General features: G+C 64.5%; 15 protein-coding genes. 11 read left to right on the top strand and 4 right to left on the bottom strand.

Going from position 1 to position 16,365, the window contains the following annotated elements; genetic code table 11:
* Nucleotides 1–29 precede the first annotated feature (29 nt).
* Entirely contained in the window at nt 30–1,406 is a 1,377-nt protein-coding gene (locus FXV83_RS20275) for a carbohydrate porin (RefSeq protein WP_430648939.1), read from the top strand.
* A 6-nt stretch (nt 1,407–1,412) separates the two neighbouring features.
* Here the strand turns inward: FXV83_RS20275 and FXV83_RS20270 are convergent, their stop codons facing one another.
* The 3 genes from FXV83_RS20270 to FXV83_RS20260 all read right to left on the bottom strand — a co-directional run bounded on the left by FXV83_RS20270 (nt 1,413) and on the right by FXV83_RS20260 (nt 5,098).
* Complete coding sequence (locus FXV83_RS20270; RefSeq protein ID WP_148741170.1) at nt 1,413–2,702, bottom strand: MFS transporter; 1,290 nt, start codon at nt 2,700–2,702, stop codon at nt 1,413–1,415.
* Nucleotides 2,703–2,832: 130 nt separating this feature from the next.
* A complete protein-coding gene (locus FXV83_RS20265) occupies nt 2,833–4,023 on the bottom strand; it encodes an acetyl-CoA C-acyltransferase (RefSeq protein ID WP_148741169.1) in 1,191 nt (396 codons plus the stop codon).
* A gap of 304 nt (nt 4,024–4,327) precedes the next feature.
* Nucleotides 4,328–5,098 (bottom strand): enoyl-CoA hydratase, encoded by a 771-nt coding sequence (locus FXV83_RS20260; RefSeq protein ID WP_148741168.1) that lies wholly within the window; start codon nt 5,096–5,098, stop codon nt 4,328–4,330.
* Nucleotides 5,099–5,255: 157 nt separating this feature from the next.
* On the opposite strand from FXV83_RS20260, the gene FXV83_RS20255 reads away from it, so the two are divergent.
* Together FXV83_RS20255 and FXV83_RS20250 are read left to right on the top strand one after the other, a co-directional pair.
* Nucleotides 5,256–5,795, top strand: a complete 540-nt coding sequence (locus tag FXV83_RS20255; RefSeq protein WP_148741167.1) for a PaaI family thioesterase — start codon at nt 5,256–5,258, stop codon at nt 5,793–5,795.
* A 59-nt stretch (nt 5,796–5,854) separates the two neighbouring features.
* Nucleotides 5,855–6,478 (top strand): TetR/AcrR family transcriptional regulator, encoded by a 624-nt coding sequence (locus FXV83_RS20250; protein ID WP_148741166.1) that lies wholly within the window; start codon nt 5,855–5,857, stop codon nt 6,476–6,478.
* 138 nt (nt 6,479–6,616) lie between these two features.
* On the opposite strand, the gene FXV83_RS20245 is transcribed toward FXV83_RS20250, so the two are convergent.
* A complete protein-coding gene (locus FXV83_RS20245) occupies nt 6,617–7,525 on the bottom strand; it encodes a LysR family transcriptional regulator (RefSeq protein ID WP_148741165.1) in 909 nt (302 codons plus the stop codon).
* A 98-nt stretch (nt 7,526–7,623) separates the two neighbouring features.
* Between FXV83_RS20245 and FXV83_RS20240 the strand changes: the two genes are divergently transcribed.
* The 8 genes from FXV83_RS20240 (at nt 7,624) to FXV83_RS20205 (ending at nt 16,269) form a co-directional block, all read left to right on the top strand.
* A complete protein-coding gene (locus FXV83_RS20240; RefSeq protein ID WP_148741164.1) occupies nt 7,624–9,120 on the top strand; it encodes a CoA-acylating methylmalonate-semialdehyde dehydrogenase in 1,497 nt (498 codons plus the stop codon).
* Between the two features lie 118 nt (nt 9,121–9,238).
* Nucleotides 9,239–10,384 (top strand): isobutyryl-CoA dehydrogenase, encoded by a 1,146-nt coding sequence (locus FXV83_RS20235; protein WP_148741163.1) that lies wholly within the window; start codon nt 9,239–9,241, stop codon nt 10,382–10,384.
* Complete coding sequence (locus FXV83_RS20230; protein ID WP_148741162.1) at nt 10,381–11,448, top strand: enoyl-CoA hydratase/isomerase family protein; 1,068 nt, start codon at nt 10,381–10,383, stop codon at nt 11,446–11,448. The genes FXV83_RS20235 and FXV83_RS20230 overlap by 4 nt, the downstream gene beginning before the upstream one ends.
* On the top strand, nt 11,358–12,371 hold the full coding sequence (gene mmsB / locus FXV83_RS20225; RefSeq protein ID WP_283811717.1) for a 3-hydroxyisobutyrate dehydrogenase: 1,014 nt from the start codon (nt 11,358–11,360) through the stop codon (nt 12,369–12,371). The genes FXV83_RS20230 and mmsB overlap by 91 nt, the downstream gene beginning before the upstream one ends.
* Entirely contained in the window at nt 12,371–14,089 is a 1,719-nt protein-coding gene (locus FXV83_RS20220; RefSeq protein ID WP_148741160.1) for an AMP-binding protein, read from the top strand. The genes mmsB and FXV83_RS20220 overlap by 1 nt, the downstream gene beginning before the upstream one ends.
* 159 nt (nt 14,090–14,248) lie before the next feature.
* Complete coding sequence (locus FXV83_RS20215) at nt 14,249–14,728, top strand: MaoC family dehydratase (RefSeq protein ID WP_148741159.1); 480 nt, start codon at nt 14,249–14,251, stop codon at nt 14,726–14,728.
* A 554-nt stretch (nt 14,729–15,282) separates the two neighbouring features.
* Nucleotides 15,283–15,615, top strand: coding sequence for a hypothetical protein (locus tag FXV83_RS20210; protein WP_148741158.1), 333 nt, complete (start codon nt 15,283–15,285; stop codon nt 15,613–15,615).
* 87 nt (nt 15,616–15,702) lie between these two features.
* On the top strand, nt 15,703–16,269 hold the full coding sequence (locus FXV83_RS20205) for a hypothetical protein (RefSeq protein ID WP_148741157.1): 567 nt from the start codon (nt 15,703–15,705) through the stop codon (nt 16,267–16,269).
* The last annotated feature ends 96 nt before the right edge of the window (nt 16,270–16,365 follow it).

The raw sequence follows: 16,365 nt of genomic DNA, 5'->3' as shown, positions 1-16,365 counted from the left end.
CCGTGAATGGGACTGCCCAGAGATCTCGGTTGCGAAGTTCGCTCGCAGCAGCGCTGGCCTGCACGCTGGCGAGCAGCAGCGCGCTCGCCGGCGCCAAGGACGAAAGCGCGGCCGCATGGCTGGCGCCAGAATGGTTCAACGCGTGGCATGACGGGCTCGCAGACAAGGGTCTGAACTTCGGCGCCACCTATATCGCCGACAACATCGGCAATGTGTCGGGCGGTGTCGCTCGCGGCGCCATCTATTTCGGCCGCCTCGATCTCTCGGTTGACGCCGATCTCGACAAGCTGGCCGGCTGGACCGGTGGCCGTTTCTACGCCAATGCCTTCGTCATCTACGGTCGCGGGCTCTCCCGCAACTACGTCCAGAATCTCGCGACCATCAGCGAAATCGAGGCGCTGCCAGATCAACGGCTCTACAACGCCTATTTCGAGCAGAGCTTCTTTGGCGGCAGGCTGAATATCAGGGCCGGTCAGCAGGCAGCGGATGTCGAGTTCTTCGACAGCCAGACCGATGATCTCTTCATCAACGGCACGTTCGGCTGGCCGGCGATCAAGGCCTCGAACTTGCCGGCCGGCGGGCCGGCACCGCCGATTGCGGTGCCCGGCATCCGCGTCAAGTCGGCGTTGACGGACCAGATCACCGCTTACGGCGCGGTGTTCAATGGCGACCCGTCAGGCCCGGGCGAGGCCGATCCGCAACTGCGCGACCATCACGGTCTCGCATTCCGCGTCAATGATCCGCCGTGGGTGATCGGGCAGGTCCGGTTCAACTACGACATCGATATTGGCGGACGCCCGCTCGCCGGCAATTTCACGCCCGGCGCCTGGAAGCATTATGGCGCGTTCGACAGCCAGCGCTTCACGGGGGAGGGCATCTCGATCGCCGATCCCGGCGGGTCCGGCATTCCGGCAAAGCTTCGCGGCAATTACGGAATCTTTGCGGTCATTGAGCAGGTGCTCTACCGTCCGCCGTCGGTCACCGAGAACAGCACCTCGGCCTCGATCCCGGGCGTCACCGCCTTCGGCCGCATCGCCTACAGCCCGCCGGACCGCAACCTGATCGACCTCTATCTGGACGGCGGCATCGGCTTTGTCGGCTTTGTCCCGGGACGTCCGCTCGACCGCTTCGGCGTGGCGGCGGCCTACATGCGGATTTCGAACAGCGCGCGTCATCTCGATGTCGACACCCAGCTCTTCACAGGCGTCCAGGGCCCGGTGCGAAGCAACGAGACCTTGATCGAGATGATCTATGAGGCGCACATCAAGCCGGGCTGGCTAATCGCGCCGTACTTCCAGTATGTGTTCCGTCCTTCGGGTGGCATCCCGATCCCGAACGATGCGACTGGCACATTGCGGATCGGTGACGCCGCAGTGTTCGGCGTCACCAGCACGATCAGGTATTAGGCCGGCTCACGCCGCTGCCGGCTTTAGTTTCGGCTGCCGCGACAGCGCCAGCACGATCAGCGAGGCGAACACGCAGAGCGCGCCGGCAATGAAGAAGGCGGGCAGGTAGCTTTGGAGCAGCGTGCGCGACAGGCCCGCACCGAACGCGGCGGTGCCGGCGCCGAGCTGGTGGCCGGCAAAGATCCAGCCGAACACCAGATTGGCGCGCTCGGGGCCGAATTTCTGCGCAGTGAGGCGCACGGTCGGCGGCACCGTGGCGATCCAGTCGAGCCCGTAGAACATCGCGAAGACCGACAGGCCGTAGAACGAGAAATCGCTGAAGGGGAGGAAGATCAGCGAGAGCCCGCGCAGGCCGTAGTACCAGAACAGGAGGTAGCGATTGTCGTAGCGGTCCGACAGCCAGCCCGACATGATGGTGCCAAAGAAGTCGAAGATGCCCATTGCAGCCAGCAGGCTTGCGGCCTTCACCTGCGGGATGCCGAAATCGAGGCACATCGGGATCAAATGGACCTGGACGAGCCCGTTGGTCGAGGCGCCGCAGACGAAGAAGGTCGCAAACAGGATCCAGAACGCGCTCGACTTCGAGGCGTCGCGCAGCGTGCCGAGCGCCACGGCCGTGATCGAGCCATGGCTGACGGGCGGGGCGGGCAGGGGCTCGGTGCCTTTGTCGCCGAACGGACGCAGGCCCAGATCGCTCGGGCGGTCGCGCATCATGAGCAGCACCGCGAGCGCGGAGACGCCGAGCATGATGCAGACGAAGCCGAGCGCGAGGCGCCAGCCGAAGCGTTCGGTAAGGCTTGCGAGCAGTGGCAGGAACACCAGCTGGCCGGTGGCGACGCTCGCGGTCATAATGCCGACCACGAGGCCGCGGCGCGCGGCGAACCAGCGCGTAGCGATGGTTGCGCCCAGAACCAGCGCGGTCATGCCGGTGCCGATCCCGATCACGACGCCCCACAGCGCCACCAGCTGCCAGACCTCGGTCATGCCGAGCGAGGCGACCAGCGCCGAGACGACGATCAGCTGTGCAGTCAGCGTGACGTTACGCAGGCCGTAGCGATTGAGCAGTGCTGCGGCAAACGGCGCCATCAGCCCGAACAGGATGAAGCGGATCGACAGCGCCGAGGAGATTTCCGCCGTGCTCCAGCCGAACTCCTTCTGAAGGGGAACGATGAACACGCCGGGCGCGCCGACCGTGCCGGCGCTGATCAGCGCAGCGAAGAAGGTCACGCCGACCATCACCCAGCCGTAGTGGAGATTGCGGCGGCCGAGCGATGCCGCGAGCCGGTTCGAGATCATTGGGCCTCAATTTTGATGGCAGGCCCTTTGGACGACCTGCGCGAGCTTGCAGAATGGCATGAGAATCGTCTGTCGGAAATGACAGAGTGCCCTCATTTTCGGACGTTCACGTCAGCAGGTCATCAGCAGGTCAGACGCGCTCCACGGCGATCGCGGTGGCTTCGCCGCCGCCGATGCAGAGCGCCGCCACGCCGCGCTTGAGGTTCTGCGCCTCCAGCGCATGCAGCAGCGTCACGATCAGCCGCGCGCCGGTGGCACCGATGGGATGGCCAAGCGCGCAGGCGCCGCCATTGATGTTCAGCCTGTCGCGGGGAATGCCGAGGTCGCGCTGCGCCGCCATCGCCACCACGGCGAAGGCCTCGTTGATCTCGAACAGGTCGACGTCGCCGGCACTCCAGCCGACCTTGTCCAGCAGCTTGCGGATCGCCGGGATCGGCGCAGTGGTGAACCATTGCGGCTCCTGGCTGTGGGTGGCGTGGCCCTTGATCACGGCCAGCGCCGGCAGGCCGTTGCGATCGGCGAGCGATCGCTTCGTCAGGACCAGCGCGGCGGCGCCGTCGGCGTTGGCCGAGGAGGCCGCCGGCGTGATGGTGCCGTTGGCGCGGAACGCCGGCTTCAGCCCGGGAATCTTTGCCGGGTCGACCTTCAGCGGATGCTCGTCATTGGCGACGACGCGCGGGCCGGCTTTCTCGGTGAGCGTGATTGGCGCGATCTCGGCCTTGAACGTGCCGCCCTCGACCGCCTTGCGGGCGCGACTCAGCGTTTCCATCGCATAGGCGTCTTGGTCCTTGCGGGTGAACTGATAGGCTTCGGCGGTGGCCTCGCCGAAATCGCCCATCGAGCGGCCGGTCTCGTAGGCGTCCTCAAGCCCGTCCATCATCATGTGGTCGATGACACGGTCGTGGCCCGCGCGGTAACCGCCGCGCGCCTTTGCCAGCAGATAGGGTGCGTTGCTCATGCTCTCCATGCCGCCGGAGACGACGATGTCGGCCGAACCGGCGCGGATGATGTCGTGCGCCAGCATCGTCGCCTTCATGCCGGAGCCGCAGACCTTGTTGATGGTGGTCGCGCCGGTGGCATCGGGAAGCCCAGCCGCGCGCGCCGCCTGTCGCGCCGGGGCCTGGCCCTGGCCGGCCGGGAGCACGCAGCCCATGAAGACCTCGTCGACCTTTTCGGGCGCCAGTCTTGCACGCTCCAGCGCTGCGCCGATCACGTGCGATCCGAGCTTGTGCGCGGCCAGCGGCGACAGCTCGCCCATGAAGCGGCCGAGCGGGGTGCGGGCGGCGGAGACGATGACGACGGGATCGGCGGCTTCGGCCATGGCGGGGCTCCCTGTGATAGACTTTGAGATTATGACCATCATATGATGCGGCGCAAAAAATGCAACCGCACCCGGCATGAGAAATTGTCGTGAGTCGGATGAGATTTGTTGATTGCGAGCTGTAGGTGCCTCAGCAGCGTCGTCCCGGACAAGCGCGCCTCAAGCGCGCGCCGATCCGGGACGCATAGCCATAGGGAGAAGTTTGGCGAAGACTTGTGGTGACGGTCATGGCTTTCGCCAGGACGACACCGAGGAGGCGGTTGGCAGCGGCGCAGAAGGGCGCCCACTGTGTCGAGCGGCAACCCTACCGCTTCCGATCCACAAACGCCTGCATCAGCCGCGTCGGCTCGTCCGTCAAAAACGACTCGCCGAACACTTTGACGCTCAGGTTCACCGACTCCGTCAGCGGCAGTTCCTCCCACTGGCGCAGCAGCGCCTTCTGCGAGCGGAGCGCCTCGGGGGCGCATGCGAGCAGCGCCTCTACGGTGTGCTCGACAGCCGCATCCAGCCCGCCTTCCGGCGCGACCTTGTCGATCAGTCCCCACGCCAGTGCCGTCGGCGCGTCGACGTTTTGCGCCGTCATCACCAGCCAGCGCGCCCGCGCCCAGCCGATCAGGCGCGGCAGCAGCGCGGCGTGGATCACCGAGGGGATGCCGACGCGAACCTCCGGCATGCCGAAATGTGCATCATGTGCGGCGATCCGGAAATCGCAGGCGGCCGCGACTTCGAGCCCGCCGCCGAGGCACCAGCCCGGCATGCGCGCGATCACAGGGGCAGGGAAGGCGCGCACGGCTTCGCAGAGATCGCGCAGGCGGCTGATGAAGGCTTCGGCCGACTTTTGATCGAGCTTCGCCATCTCCTTGATGTCGGCGCCGCCGATCATGCTTTTCTCGCTCTGGCCGCGCAGCACCGCGACGCGAATGCTGCGGTCAGTTGCGAGCTGCTGCAGGCCTTCGCGCACCGCGTCGGTCACGGGGGAGCCGAGGATGTTGAGCGGGCCTGCATTGCAGATCGTGACATGAACGACGCCGCGCGCATCGCGCGTCACGCCGCAGTGGTGATTGAGCATTTCCATAATGAGATCTCGAAGTTTTGTGGACGTGCGCGGCGGTTGCGCCGGTCGCGGCTACTTCCGGGCCGAAACGCTGGGCTTGTCAAGCGGGCGGCGAAGACGGAGTTGCCCGCGCAAAGTCCGCGACATAGTATGATAAAAATCATTCAAAGAGGCTGACATGGCCGACATCGATCAACGCGAACTGTTTTCGCCGGCGCAGCGGCGCCAGCGTGTGGTGGATTGGCAAGCGCCAGCGCCGGTTGCGAAGGCTGTGACGGGGCTTTCGGGGATGGACGCCATGCTCGGGATCCGCGACGGCCACCTGCCGCCGCCGCCCTTCGCGAAGCTGCTTGGCTTGACCATGGCCGTGGTCGAGCCGGGGCGGATCGTCATGGAACTGGAGCCGCGCGAGGACCTCGAAAACACCATCGGCCTCCTGCACGGGGCGACCGCCGCGGCGCTGCTCGATACCGCCATGGGATGCGCGATCTCGACCAGGCTGGAGGCCGGGCAGGGCTCCGTCACGCTGGATCTCAAGCTGACATTCCTGCGTCCGCTCTCGGTCCGCTCCGGGATGATCTCCGCCGAAGGCAAGGTGATCAAGCTGGGGCGCCAGACCAGCTACTGCGAGGGCTTCGTCCGCGACGGCAAGGGCGCGCTCGCGGTCCATGCAACTGCAACGTTTTCCATGATCCGCGACAACCTAACATCAAATTAATGCACACATTTCGGCATTTGCGTGTTATGAGATGACCTCCGACATCCAATGAGCACCGCATGCGCTACTCCCGGGAACACAAGCAGGAAACCCACGACCGCATCGTGAAGAAAGCCTCGGTGCGGCTGCGCGAAAAGGGTGCCCATGGCATCGGCGTCGCCGACCTCATGAAGGAGGCGGGCCTGACCCATGGCGGCTTCTACGCGCATTTCGATTCCCGCGAGGCGCTGGTGATTGAGGCTTTTGCCTACGCCATGGACCGCTCGATGGAGCACTGGCGCAAGCAGTCCGATCAGGTTGCGCCCGAGAAGCAGCTCAGCCAGATCGTCGAGACCTATCTCTCGACGCTGCATCGCGACAATCCCGGTCACGGCTGCTCGATTCCGGCGCTGGGCGCGGAGATCGCCCGCGAGAGCCCGAAGACACGCAAGGCGTTTGCCGGCAAGCTCGATGAGATGATCGAGACGATGGCGGACTGCATTCCCGGCCAGCCGCGCAAGGCCGCACGCAAGCAGGCGATCGCGACGCTCGCCACCATGGCCGGCACCATGCTTCTGGCGCGCATAGCCGGCGCCAGCGAACTGTCGGATGAAGTGTTGAAGGCCGGCAAGGACAGCGCTCTCGATGGTGCGCGGCGGGAGCCGGCGAAACCGGCGAAGAAGCCGCGCGAGAAGCAGAATTAGGCCGAGATGCTGTAGGGTAGGCAAAGGCGTCCTTGCGCCGTGCCACCAACTCGCCGTGATTGCAACAGAAGCGGTGGGCACGCCACGAGCCGCGCATTCGCGCGTCCCGTCGCTTTGCCCACCCTGCGCGGCCCGAATTCACCGCCCCGCGAACAACGCCCGCTCGCGCTCCACGATCTCACAGATGTAATCGGCCACTGCGCGGATCCTTGCGAGGTCCTTGCTGTCGGCGTGCATCAGCATCCAGAAGGTGCGGGTTATCGAGACGTCTTCCGGCAATACCGCAATCAGCTGCGGATAGTCACTCGCCATGAAGTGCGGCAGCACGGCGATGCCGAAGCCGGCGAGGGTGGCGTTGAGCTGCGCGATCAGATTGGCGCTGCGCAGGCGAGCCGAAATCCGCGGTGAGACCTGTGGCAGATAGTCGAGCTCCGGCGTGAACAGCAGCTCCTCGATGTAGCCGACGAAGCGGTGCTGCGGCAGGACCTCGCGCGAGGTGATTTTCGGGAAGCGGTCGAGATAGGCCGGAGCAGCGTAGAGGCCGAGGCTGTAATCGAGCAGCTTGCGCCCGACGATACGGCCCTCTTTCGGCATTGTCAGGCTGATGGCGATATCCGCTTCACGCTTGGAGAGACTGAATAGCCGCGCGGTGGCCACAAGTTGCAAATCGAGATCGGGATACCGGTCGGCGAACGGCGCCAGCCGCGGCGCCAGAAAGGCGGTGCCGAAGCCATCAGGAGCGCCGATCCGGACCGTGCCGGTCAGCCGCGCCACCGAACCGCCAACCTGCTCCTGGTTGGCGACGATGGTCGATTCCATGGCTTCCGCGCTGTCGGCGACGCGCTGGCCGGCTTCGGTGAGGAGGTAGCCGGTCTTGCGCCGGTCGAACAGCTTGGCCGAGAGGTGCCTTTCCAGCCGGTCGACGCGGCGGATCACGGTCGCATGGTCGACGCCGAGCTGTTTTGCCGCAGCCGAGACCGAGCCGCCCCGCACGATGGCCAGCACGAAGCGGAAGTCGTCCCAATCGATCGCGCCTTGATCCAGCATTTTCGCACATCTATGGTGCATTATCTCAGACTTGAATCCTATAAAATGCAGGTCGATAGGATTTGTCAAAGCGGATCAGGCCTGAAGGAGATCATTCCATGCGTTCAGTCGGACATTTCATCGGTGGCAGGGAGGTCAAGGGCACTTCGGGCCGCACCGCCGACGTTTTCGAGCCGATGACCGGTGACGTCCAGGCCAAGGTGGCGCTGGCGTCGAAGGCCGAAGTCCGCGCCGCGGTCGAGAACGCCCGCGCCGCGCAGGGCGAATGGGCTGCGACCAACCCGCAGCGCCGCGCCCGCGTGATGACGAAGTTCGTCGAGCTGGTGCAGCGCGACTATGACAAGCTCGCCGAGCTGCTCGCGCGCGAGCACGGCAAGACCGTGCCCGACGCCAAGGGCGACATCCAGCGTGGCCTCGAGGTCGCGGAATTCGCCTGCGGCATCCCGCATCTGATGAAGGGCGAGTACACCGAGGGCGCCGGCCCCGGCATCGACATCTATTCCATGCGCCAGGCGCTCGGCGTCGTTGCCGGCATCACGCCGTTCAATTTCCCGGCGATGATTCCGATGTGGAAGTTCGCGCCTGCGATCGCCTGCGGCAACGCCTTCATTCTGAAGCCGTCGGAGCGCGATCCCGGCGTGCCGATGCTGCTGGCCGAACTGATGATCGAGGCGGGCTTGCCGGCCGGCATCCTCAACGTCGTCAATGGCGACAAGGAAGCGGTCGACGCCATCCTCGACGATCCCGATATCAAGGCCATCGGCTTTGTCGGCTCCACGCCGATCGCGCAGTACATCTATGAGCGCGCAGCCCAGACCGGCAAGCGCTGCCAGTGCTTTGGCGGCGCCAAGAACCACGCCATCATCATGCCCGATGCCGACATGGACCAGGCGGTCGACGCCCTGATCGGCGCCGGTTACGGCTCTGCCGGCGAGCGCTGCATGGCGGTCTCGGTTGCCGTGCCGGTCGGGAAGACCACCGCCGACCGCCTGATGGACAAGCTGATCCCGCGCGTCGAGAGCCTCAAGATCGGCACCTCGATCGATCCGTCGGCCGATTACGGCCCGCTGGTCACGCGCGAGGCGGTCGAGAAGGTCAAGAGCTACATCGACATCGGCATCAAGGAGGGCGCGACGCTCGCCGTCGACGGCCGCGGCTTCAAGATGCAGGGCTACGAGAGGGGCTTTTATCTCGGCGGTTCGCTGTTCGACAACGTCACCAAGGACATGCGGATCTACAAGGAAGAGATCTTTGGCCCGGTGCTCTCGGTGGTGCGCGCGCACGACTACAAGGAAGCGCTGGCGCTGCCGTCCGAGCATGACTACGGCAACGGTGTCGCGATCTTCACCCGCGACGGCGACGCCGCCCGCGACTTTGCCGCCAAGGTCAATGTCGGCATGGTCGGCATCAACGTGCCGATCCCGGTGCCGATCGCCTACTACACCTTCGGTGGCTGGAAGAAGTCGGGCTTCGGCGATCTCAACCAGCACGGCCCGGACTCGGTTCGTTTCTACACCAAAACCAAGACGGTGACCTCGCGCTGGCCGTCCGGTGTCAAGGAAGGCGCGGAGTTCTCGATCCCGCTGATGAAGTAGTTCCTCGGCCGTCATTGCGAGGAGCCCTTGCGACGAAGCAATCCAGCATCTTTCCGCGGAGACAGTCTGGATTGCTTCGCTTCGCTCGCAATGACGAGAGAAAAATGAGCAGCCCACCATGCAATTCGCTCTGAACGAGGATCAGGTTGCGGTTCGCGACATGGCGTTGGCATTTGCGGCTTCGAGGATCGCGCCGCATGCGCTGCGCTGGGACGAGGAGAAGCATTTCCCGGTCGAGGTGATGCGCGAGGCAGCCGCGCTCGGCATGGGCGGCATCTACATCCGCGACGATGTCGGCGGCTCCGCGATGACGCGGTTCGACGCGGCGCTGATCTTCGAGGCGCTGGCGACGGGCTGCCCGACCACCGCGGCCTTCATCTCCATCCACAATATGGCGTCCTGGATGATCGATGCCTATGGCAGCGACACCCAGCGCCAAAAATGGCTGCCAAAGCTCTGCACCATGGAGCTGATCGCGAGCTACTGTCTGACCGAGCCGGGCGCCGGCTCAGATGCCGCCGCACTGCGCACCCGCGCGGTGCGCGACGGCGATCATTACGTGCTCAACGGCCAGAAGCAGTTCATCTCCGGCGCCGGCGGTACCGACCTTTTGGTCGTGATGGTGCGCACCGGCGGCGACGGCCCGGGCGGCATCTCGACGCTCGTCATTGATGGCAAGACGCCAGGCGTCTCTTACGGTGCCAATGAGCGCAAGATGGGCTGGAATGCGCAGCCCACCCGCGCGGTGATATTCGAGAACGCCCGCGTGCCGGTGGCCAACCGGCTAAGCGAAGAGGGCGTCGGCTTCAAGATCGCGATGGCCGGCCTCGACGGCGGCCGCCTCAACATCACGGCGTGCTCGCTCGGCGGCGCGCAAGCAGCGCTCGACAAGGCGCGCACCTACATGAAGGAGCGCAAGGCCTTCGGCAAACGGCTCGACGAGTTCCAGGCGCTGCAATTCCGGCTCGCCGACATGGCGATCGAGCTCGAGGCCGCGCGCACTTTCCTGTGGCGCGCCGCAGCTGCACTTGATCGCAAGGACCCGGACGCCACCATGCTCTGCGCGATGGCGAAGCGGTTCGGCACCGACGTCGGCTTCGAGGTCGCCAACCAGGCGCTCCAGCTGCACGGTGGCTATGGCTATTTAAGCGAATACGGCATCGAGAAGATCGTACGCGATCTGCGCGTGCACCAGATCCTCGAAGGCACCAATGAAATCATGCGGCTCATCGTGGCGCGCAAACTGATCGAGGGCGCGCGATGACGGTGGTGGAAGAGGGCGATCTGGTCGTCCGCATCGAGGGCGCGGCCGGCGTCATCCGGCTCAACCGTCCCAAAGCCATCAATGCCGTGACGCTGGAGATGTTTCGCGACATCGAGAAGGCGCTCGACCGCTTCGAGAGCGATCCGGCCGTCGCCGTGATCCTGCTCGAAGGCGCCGGCGAGCGTGGCCTGTGCGCCGGCGGCGACATCCGCGCGCTCTGGGAAAGCTCGAAGGTGAACGGCGATCTCGGCAAGACCTTGTGGCGTGAAGAATACATTCTCAACGCCCGCATCAAGAAATTTCCAAAACCCTATATCGCGTTCATGGACGGCATCGTGATGGGCGGCGGCGTTGGTCTGTCCGCGCATGCGAGCCACCGCGTCGTCACCGACCGCACCAAACTTGCGATGCCCGAAGTTGGGCTCGGCTTCTTTCCCGATGTCGGCGGCACCTGGCTGCTGTCGCGCTCGCCCGGCGAGATCGGCACCTATTTCGGCCTGACCGGCCAGAACATGAACGGGCCCGACGCGATCCACGCGAAATTTGCCGATTGGGTGGTGCCGGCAGCGAATTGGCCGGAGCTGCGCGAGGCGCTGACGAAGGTCTCTCAAAGTGTGACCGCGGCCGATGTGGGCAAGCTGATCAACGGCTTTGCGAGCGGCGAGGCCTCTGGTCCGGTGGCGGCAAAACAGGTGTCCATCGACGCGCTGTTCGGCTTCGACCGCATGGAAGACATCATCGCCGCGCTCAGGCGCGACGGCTCCGAATTTGCGCAGGCGACGCTGAAGACGCTCAGCGAGAAATCGCCGCGCGGCATGGTCGTGACCTTGAAACTGCTGCGGCTCGCACGGACCGCGTCGAGCCTGGAAGAATGCCTGGTGCGCGAATATCGCGCCGCGCTGGAGGTGTTCCGCAGCGACGATTTCCGCGAGGGCGTGCGCGCCGCGGTGATCGACAAGGACCGCAATCCGACCTGGTCGCCGCCACGCATCGAGGACGTCACGCCGGACATGCTGGCGCCGTATCTCGCCGAGATTGGCTCCGACGAATTGAAGTTCAACTAATCAACGAAGCGCATCAACGGGAGGACAACGAGATGGCCACGATCGCATTCATCGGTCTCGGCAACATGGGCGGCCCGATGGCGGCCAATCTGGTCAAGGCCGGCCACAAGGTGGTGGCCTTCGACCTCGTCGAGGCCTCGCGCGCGCAAGCCAAGGCCGACGGTGCGGACATTGCCGAGAGCGCGGCCGGCGCGGTGAAGGGCGCCGATGTCGTCGTCACCATGCTACCGGCCGGCAAGCACGTGCTCGGCGTCTGGAACGAGGTCGTCCCCGCCATGGCCAAGGGTGCGCTGATCATCGACAGCTCGACCATCGACGTCGAGAGCGCCCGTCAAGCGCACGCGCTCGCCGCCAAGCACGGCGTGCTGTCGGTGGACGCGCCGGTCTCCGGCGGCACCGGCGGCGCCAAGGGCGGAACGCTCACCTTCATGTGCGGCGGCGACGAGACGGCATTTGCGGCCGCCAAGCCCGTGCTCGAAAACATGGGCAAGAAGATCGTGCATTGCGGCGGCGCCGGCGCAGGGCAGGCGGCAAAGATCTGCAACAACATGATCCTCGGCATTTCCATGATCGCGGTCAGCGAAGCCTTTGCGCTGGGCGAGAAGCTTGGGCTCTCGCATCAGGCGTTGTTCGACGTCGCCTCGACATCTTCAGGTCAGTGCTGGTCGTTGACGAGCTATTGCCCGGTGCCGGGCCCGGTGCCGACCTCGCCCGCCAACAATGACTACAAGCCGGGCTTTGCTTCCGCGCTGATGGTGAAGGATCTGACGCTGGCGCAGGACGCTGCAAAGGCCACAGGTGCGGCGACACCGCTCGGCAAGCATGCGCAGGAGATCTATCAGTCTTTCGACGCAGCCGGGCAGGGCGGGGTGGATTTTTCCGGAATTATCAAGCACGTTAGGGGGCTGGCCGGGAAAGCTTGATGATGACATTTCAGGAAGCGCGTGCGTTTCTGCTCGAACACCGCACGGATTACGAGGCCGCGGTCAGAGGCTTCCGCTGGCCCGATCCGGTTCCCTTCAATTGGGCGCTCGACTGGTTCGACGCCGAGTTGGCGGGAAATGCGGAGAGCAAGGATCGGCCTGCGGTCTGGATCGTCGATGCCGCGCAGGACCGTCAGACCAAGCTCTCTTTCGCAGCGCTGTCGCGCCGTTCCAGCCAGGTCGCAAATTTTCTCCGCGCGCAGGGATTGAAGCGCGGCGATCATCTCCTGCTGCTGCTCGGCAACGTCGTGCCGCTGTGGGAGACCATGCTCGCGGCGATAAAGCTCGGCGTCGTCGTGATCCCCGCCACCACGCTGCTCACCGCCGACGAGCTGCGCGACCGGCTCGACCGCGGCAAGGCGAAGGCGGTAGTCGCGGCAGAGGACCAGGTCGCGAAGCTTACGAGCCTCGGCTCCGAGAATGTCTGCCGCATCGTTGTCGGCGCTGTGTCCGATGGCTGGCTTTCATATGATGATGCGGCGGAAGCCCCTGAGAGTTTCTCGCCGGACGGCCCCACCAACCCCGACGACCCGATGCTGCTCTATTTCACCTCGGGCACGACGGCAAAACCAAAGGTGGTCCGGCACAGCCAGCGCAGCTACCCCGTGGGTCATCTCTCCACCATGTACTGGATCGGGCTGAAACCCGGCGACGTCCACCTCAACATTTCCTCGCCCGGCTGGGCCAAGCACGCCTGGAGCTGTTTTTTCGCGCCGTGGAACGCCGGTGCAACCGTGTTTGTGGTCAACCAGCCGCGCTTCGACGCGAAAGGCCTGCTCGCAACCATCGGCCGCTGCGGCGTCACCACGCTGTGCGCGCCGCCGACGGTGTGGCGCCTGTTCATCCAGGAGAACCTCGCTTCCTTCAAGGTTGCCTTGCGCGAGGTCTGCGGCGCCGGCGAGCCGCTCAACCCTGAAGTGATCGACCAGGTGCAGGCCGCCTGGGGCCTCACCATCCGCGACGGTTACGGCCAGACCGAGACCACGGCGCTCGCGGGCAATTCCCCGGGGCAGACAATCAAGGTCGGTTCGATGGGCCGCCCGCTGCCGGGCTATCGCGTGCAGATCAGCGACGCCGACGGCAACCCTTCGAAGGAAGGCGAGGTGACACTGGTGCTGGGCTCGAACCGTCCCGCCGGCCTGATGCAGGGCTATCAGAGCGATGATGGCGGGCTGTCCGGCGCGGAAGGTGCGCTCTATAGCAGCGGCGATGTTGTGTTCGCGGACGACGACGGCTATCTCACCTTCGTCGGCCGCTCCGATGATGTCTTCAAATCTTCCGACTACCGCATCAGTCCGTTCGAGCTGGAAAGCGTGCTGCTCGAGCACGAACTCGTTGCAGAAGCCGCGGTGGTGCCGAGCCCGGATCCGATCCGGCTCGCGATCCCGAAGGCCTTCGTGCTGCTGAGTTCGGGCGCAGAGCGTTCGCCGGAGACCGCGCTCTCGATCTTCAGGCATCTGCACACGCGCCTTGCGCCATTCAAGCGCATTCGCCGCCTCGAGATCGTCAGCGAATTGCCGAAGACGATCTCGGGAAAAATTCGCCGCGTCCAGCTGAGGCGGTTAGAGCGCGACGATGACCGCAATGACCCCCTGCGCGGCCGCGAATTCCGGGAAGAGGATTTCCCGGAGCTGTCGAAAACCAGGGGTGAGACCTAAGTGAACGAAGTGAGTTCGTCGTTCCGGGGCGATGCGCAGCATCGAGCCCGGAATCCATTTCGCTGCAGAGATTGCCGCCGAATGGATTCTCAGATGCGCAATTGCGCATCGTAGCTCGCGCTTCGCGCGCCCCGGAATGACAGCGATTGGAGCGACTAAATGAACGAAGTCTGGAAGAAGCCGCCGATCACACTCGACGCCTATCAAGCCATGGTCGGCAAGGAGGTGGGCGTATCGTCGTGGCATCTGGTCGATCAGCCCCGCATCGATACCTATGCCGACGTGATCGAGGACCACCAGTTCATCCACGTCGATCCCGAGCGCGCGAAGAAGGAAACCGCCTTCGGCACCACCATCGCGCACGGCTTCCTGACGATGTCGCTGCTGTCGATCATGTCCTACGAGGTGATGCCGGTCATCGCCGGCACGACGATGGGCGTCAATTACGGCTTCGACAAACTACGCTTCATCTCGCCGGTGCGATCGGGCAAACGCGTCCGCGGCCGTTTCGTGCTGGCGGAAGCCAAATTGCGCAAGCCCAACGAATTGCAGTCGCGCACCAACGTCACGGTGGAGATCGAAGGCGAGGACAAGCCCGCGCTGGTGGCGGATTGGCTGGGGCTGATCTATTTCGCCTGACCTGAGGTGTCGCTGCCGGGCTTGACCCGGCAACCCATCGCTGCTCAAAAGCTGTCACTCGCGCGGAGCTCTTCCCCTCTCCCCCTTGTGGGAGAGGGTGGCTTCGCGAAAGCGAAGCCGGGTGAGGGGTATCTCTCCGCGATCTCGGCTGTGGCGAGATACCCCTCATCCGGCGCCGTAGCCGACGGTACGCGTCGGCGTCCCTTTTTAAGAACGGCGGCCGTAGGCCGCCTACGCCACCTTCGCCCACAAGGGGAATGTGTAGCAAAGAAAAGCCATATAGAAATCAAATAGTTGGGATTTTGGTATCCCTGTAGTATCCCCAACAGAAGCGCTAGAACGGTGCCAGGAGGGATGTGGCGCCATGTCCGCCCACTTCGAATCTATCATCAGCCCCTGGGAGCAAGGGCCGCCGCTTGCGAGATGCGTAGCGGAAAAAGCTAATTCTGTTCGATAGGCTCAGCGAAGCGCTTCGAAGAGTTCAGCGCGACGGGGTTTTGTCGGGCAGCACGGCAAGCGAGCGTTGTCATCGGTACATCTCGGGAGCGATCCAGATGGGCGAACAGGAGCGCATCGTCCGAGCGCTTGAGCAGATCACTGCGCAGGTGCGTCAATTGCCCCCGTTGAATGATTGGGTCAACGCGTATGGCACGGGAGATGCGGTAAGCAGCGATGCAGCGGCCTTCATTGCCGATGTCTCGTCGGCCACAATCCGGCGTCGCGCGACCGAAGCTGCGGCATGCGGCAAGCCACTTGGCGTTTTAATCGCGAATTCGATCTGGCTCCTCTCCACGAGGAGATTGATCAATTGGATTCGAGACCACGAAGGCGAACACGCGGCACTCTGCGCGATGACGCAACGCGGGCGAAGAAATTCACCCAAATGAGCGCGCCGCTGCAAGCTTCACCACGAAATGAGCGCGCGGCGCCAGAGCCACCCTTCCAATTGTGCGATGACGACATAGCATCTCACCATGGCACCTCGGAAGACGACAACGGTTGAGCTCGAAACCACCCTCGCGGAATTGCGTTCGCGCCATTCGGCGCTCAACGAACGAAAGGCGGAAGCCCAATCTGCCTTCGAACAAGCGAAAGCGGATCAGGAGAGATTCTACCTCGAAGCCGACATCAACGACCATGGCACGATCACGAGACTTGAAAGTGCGCTTGGCGCGGCAACGCTACGGCTGTCCAGCCTTAGCGAGGCATGCGCAGCGGTTGCAGCTCAGATCGCTGATGCAGAGCAGAGGATAGCTGCCGAGGCTGAGCGCGAAAAGCGAGAGGCCGCGGCAAAGGAGATCTCGGCTACGGCCGACGCACTTCAAGAAGGTCTCGAGTCGGTGCTCCGCGAATTGCGCAGTCTCGGAGAGAGCCTCGTCCCAATCGAGCACTTGTCGCTTGAGACCTTTAACTTTGGTCATTTCCTCCGGAAAACAGCCGGGGAGATCGAGGCCGCGTCGGGCATCACGCCGCCTCTCCTGCGTGGCGTGGCGAGAGCCGTCGAGCGGGGCGAAGCGAAGATCCCGAGTCGACCCGCGTGATGGATGAGAACTTGCCGTCTGCTGAGAACGACGACGGGCCAAAGAGGTCGGCACCCAACGTGAGCGTACCGTCTGATTGCGGAATCCGAGGCAAAG

The organism is Bradyrhizobium hipponense (assembly GCF_008123965.1).
Classification (GTDB): Bacteria; Pseudomonadota; Alphaproteobacteria; order Rhizobiales; family Xanthobacteraceae; genus Bradyrhizobium; species Bradyrhizobium hipponense.
Note: the sequence above shows the minus strand (reverse complement) of the source record. Positions and strands in the feature narration are given on the sequence as shown.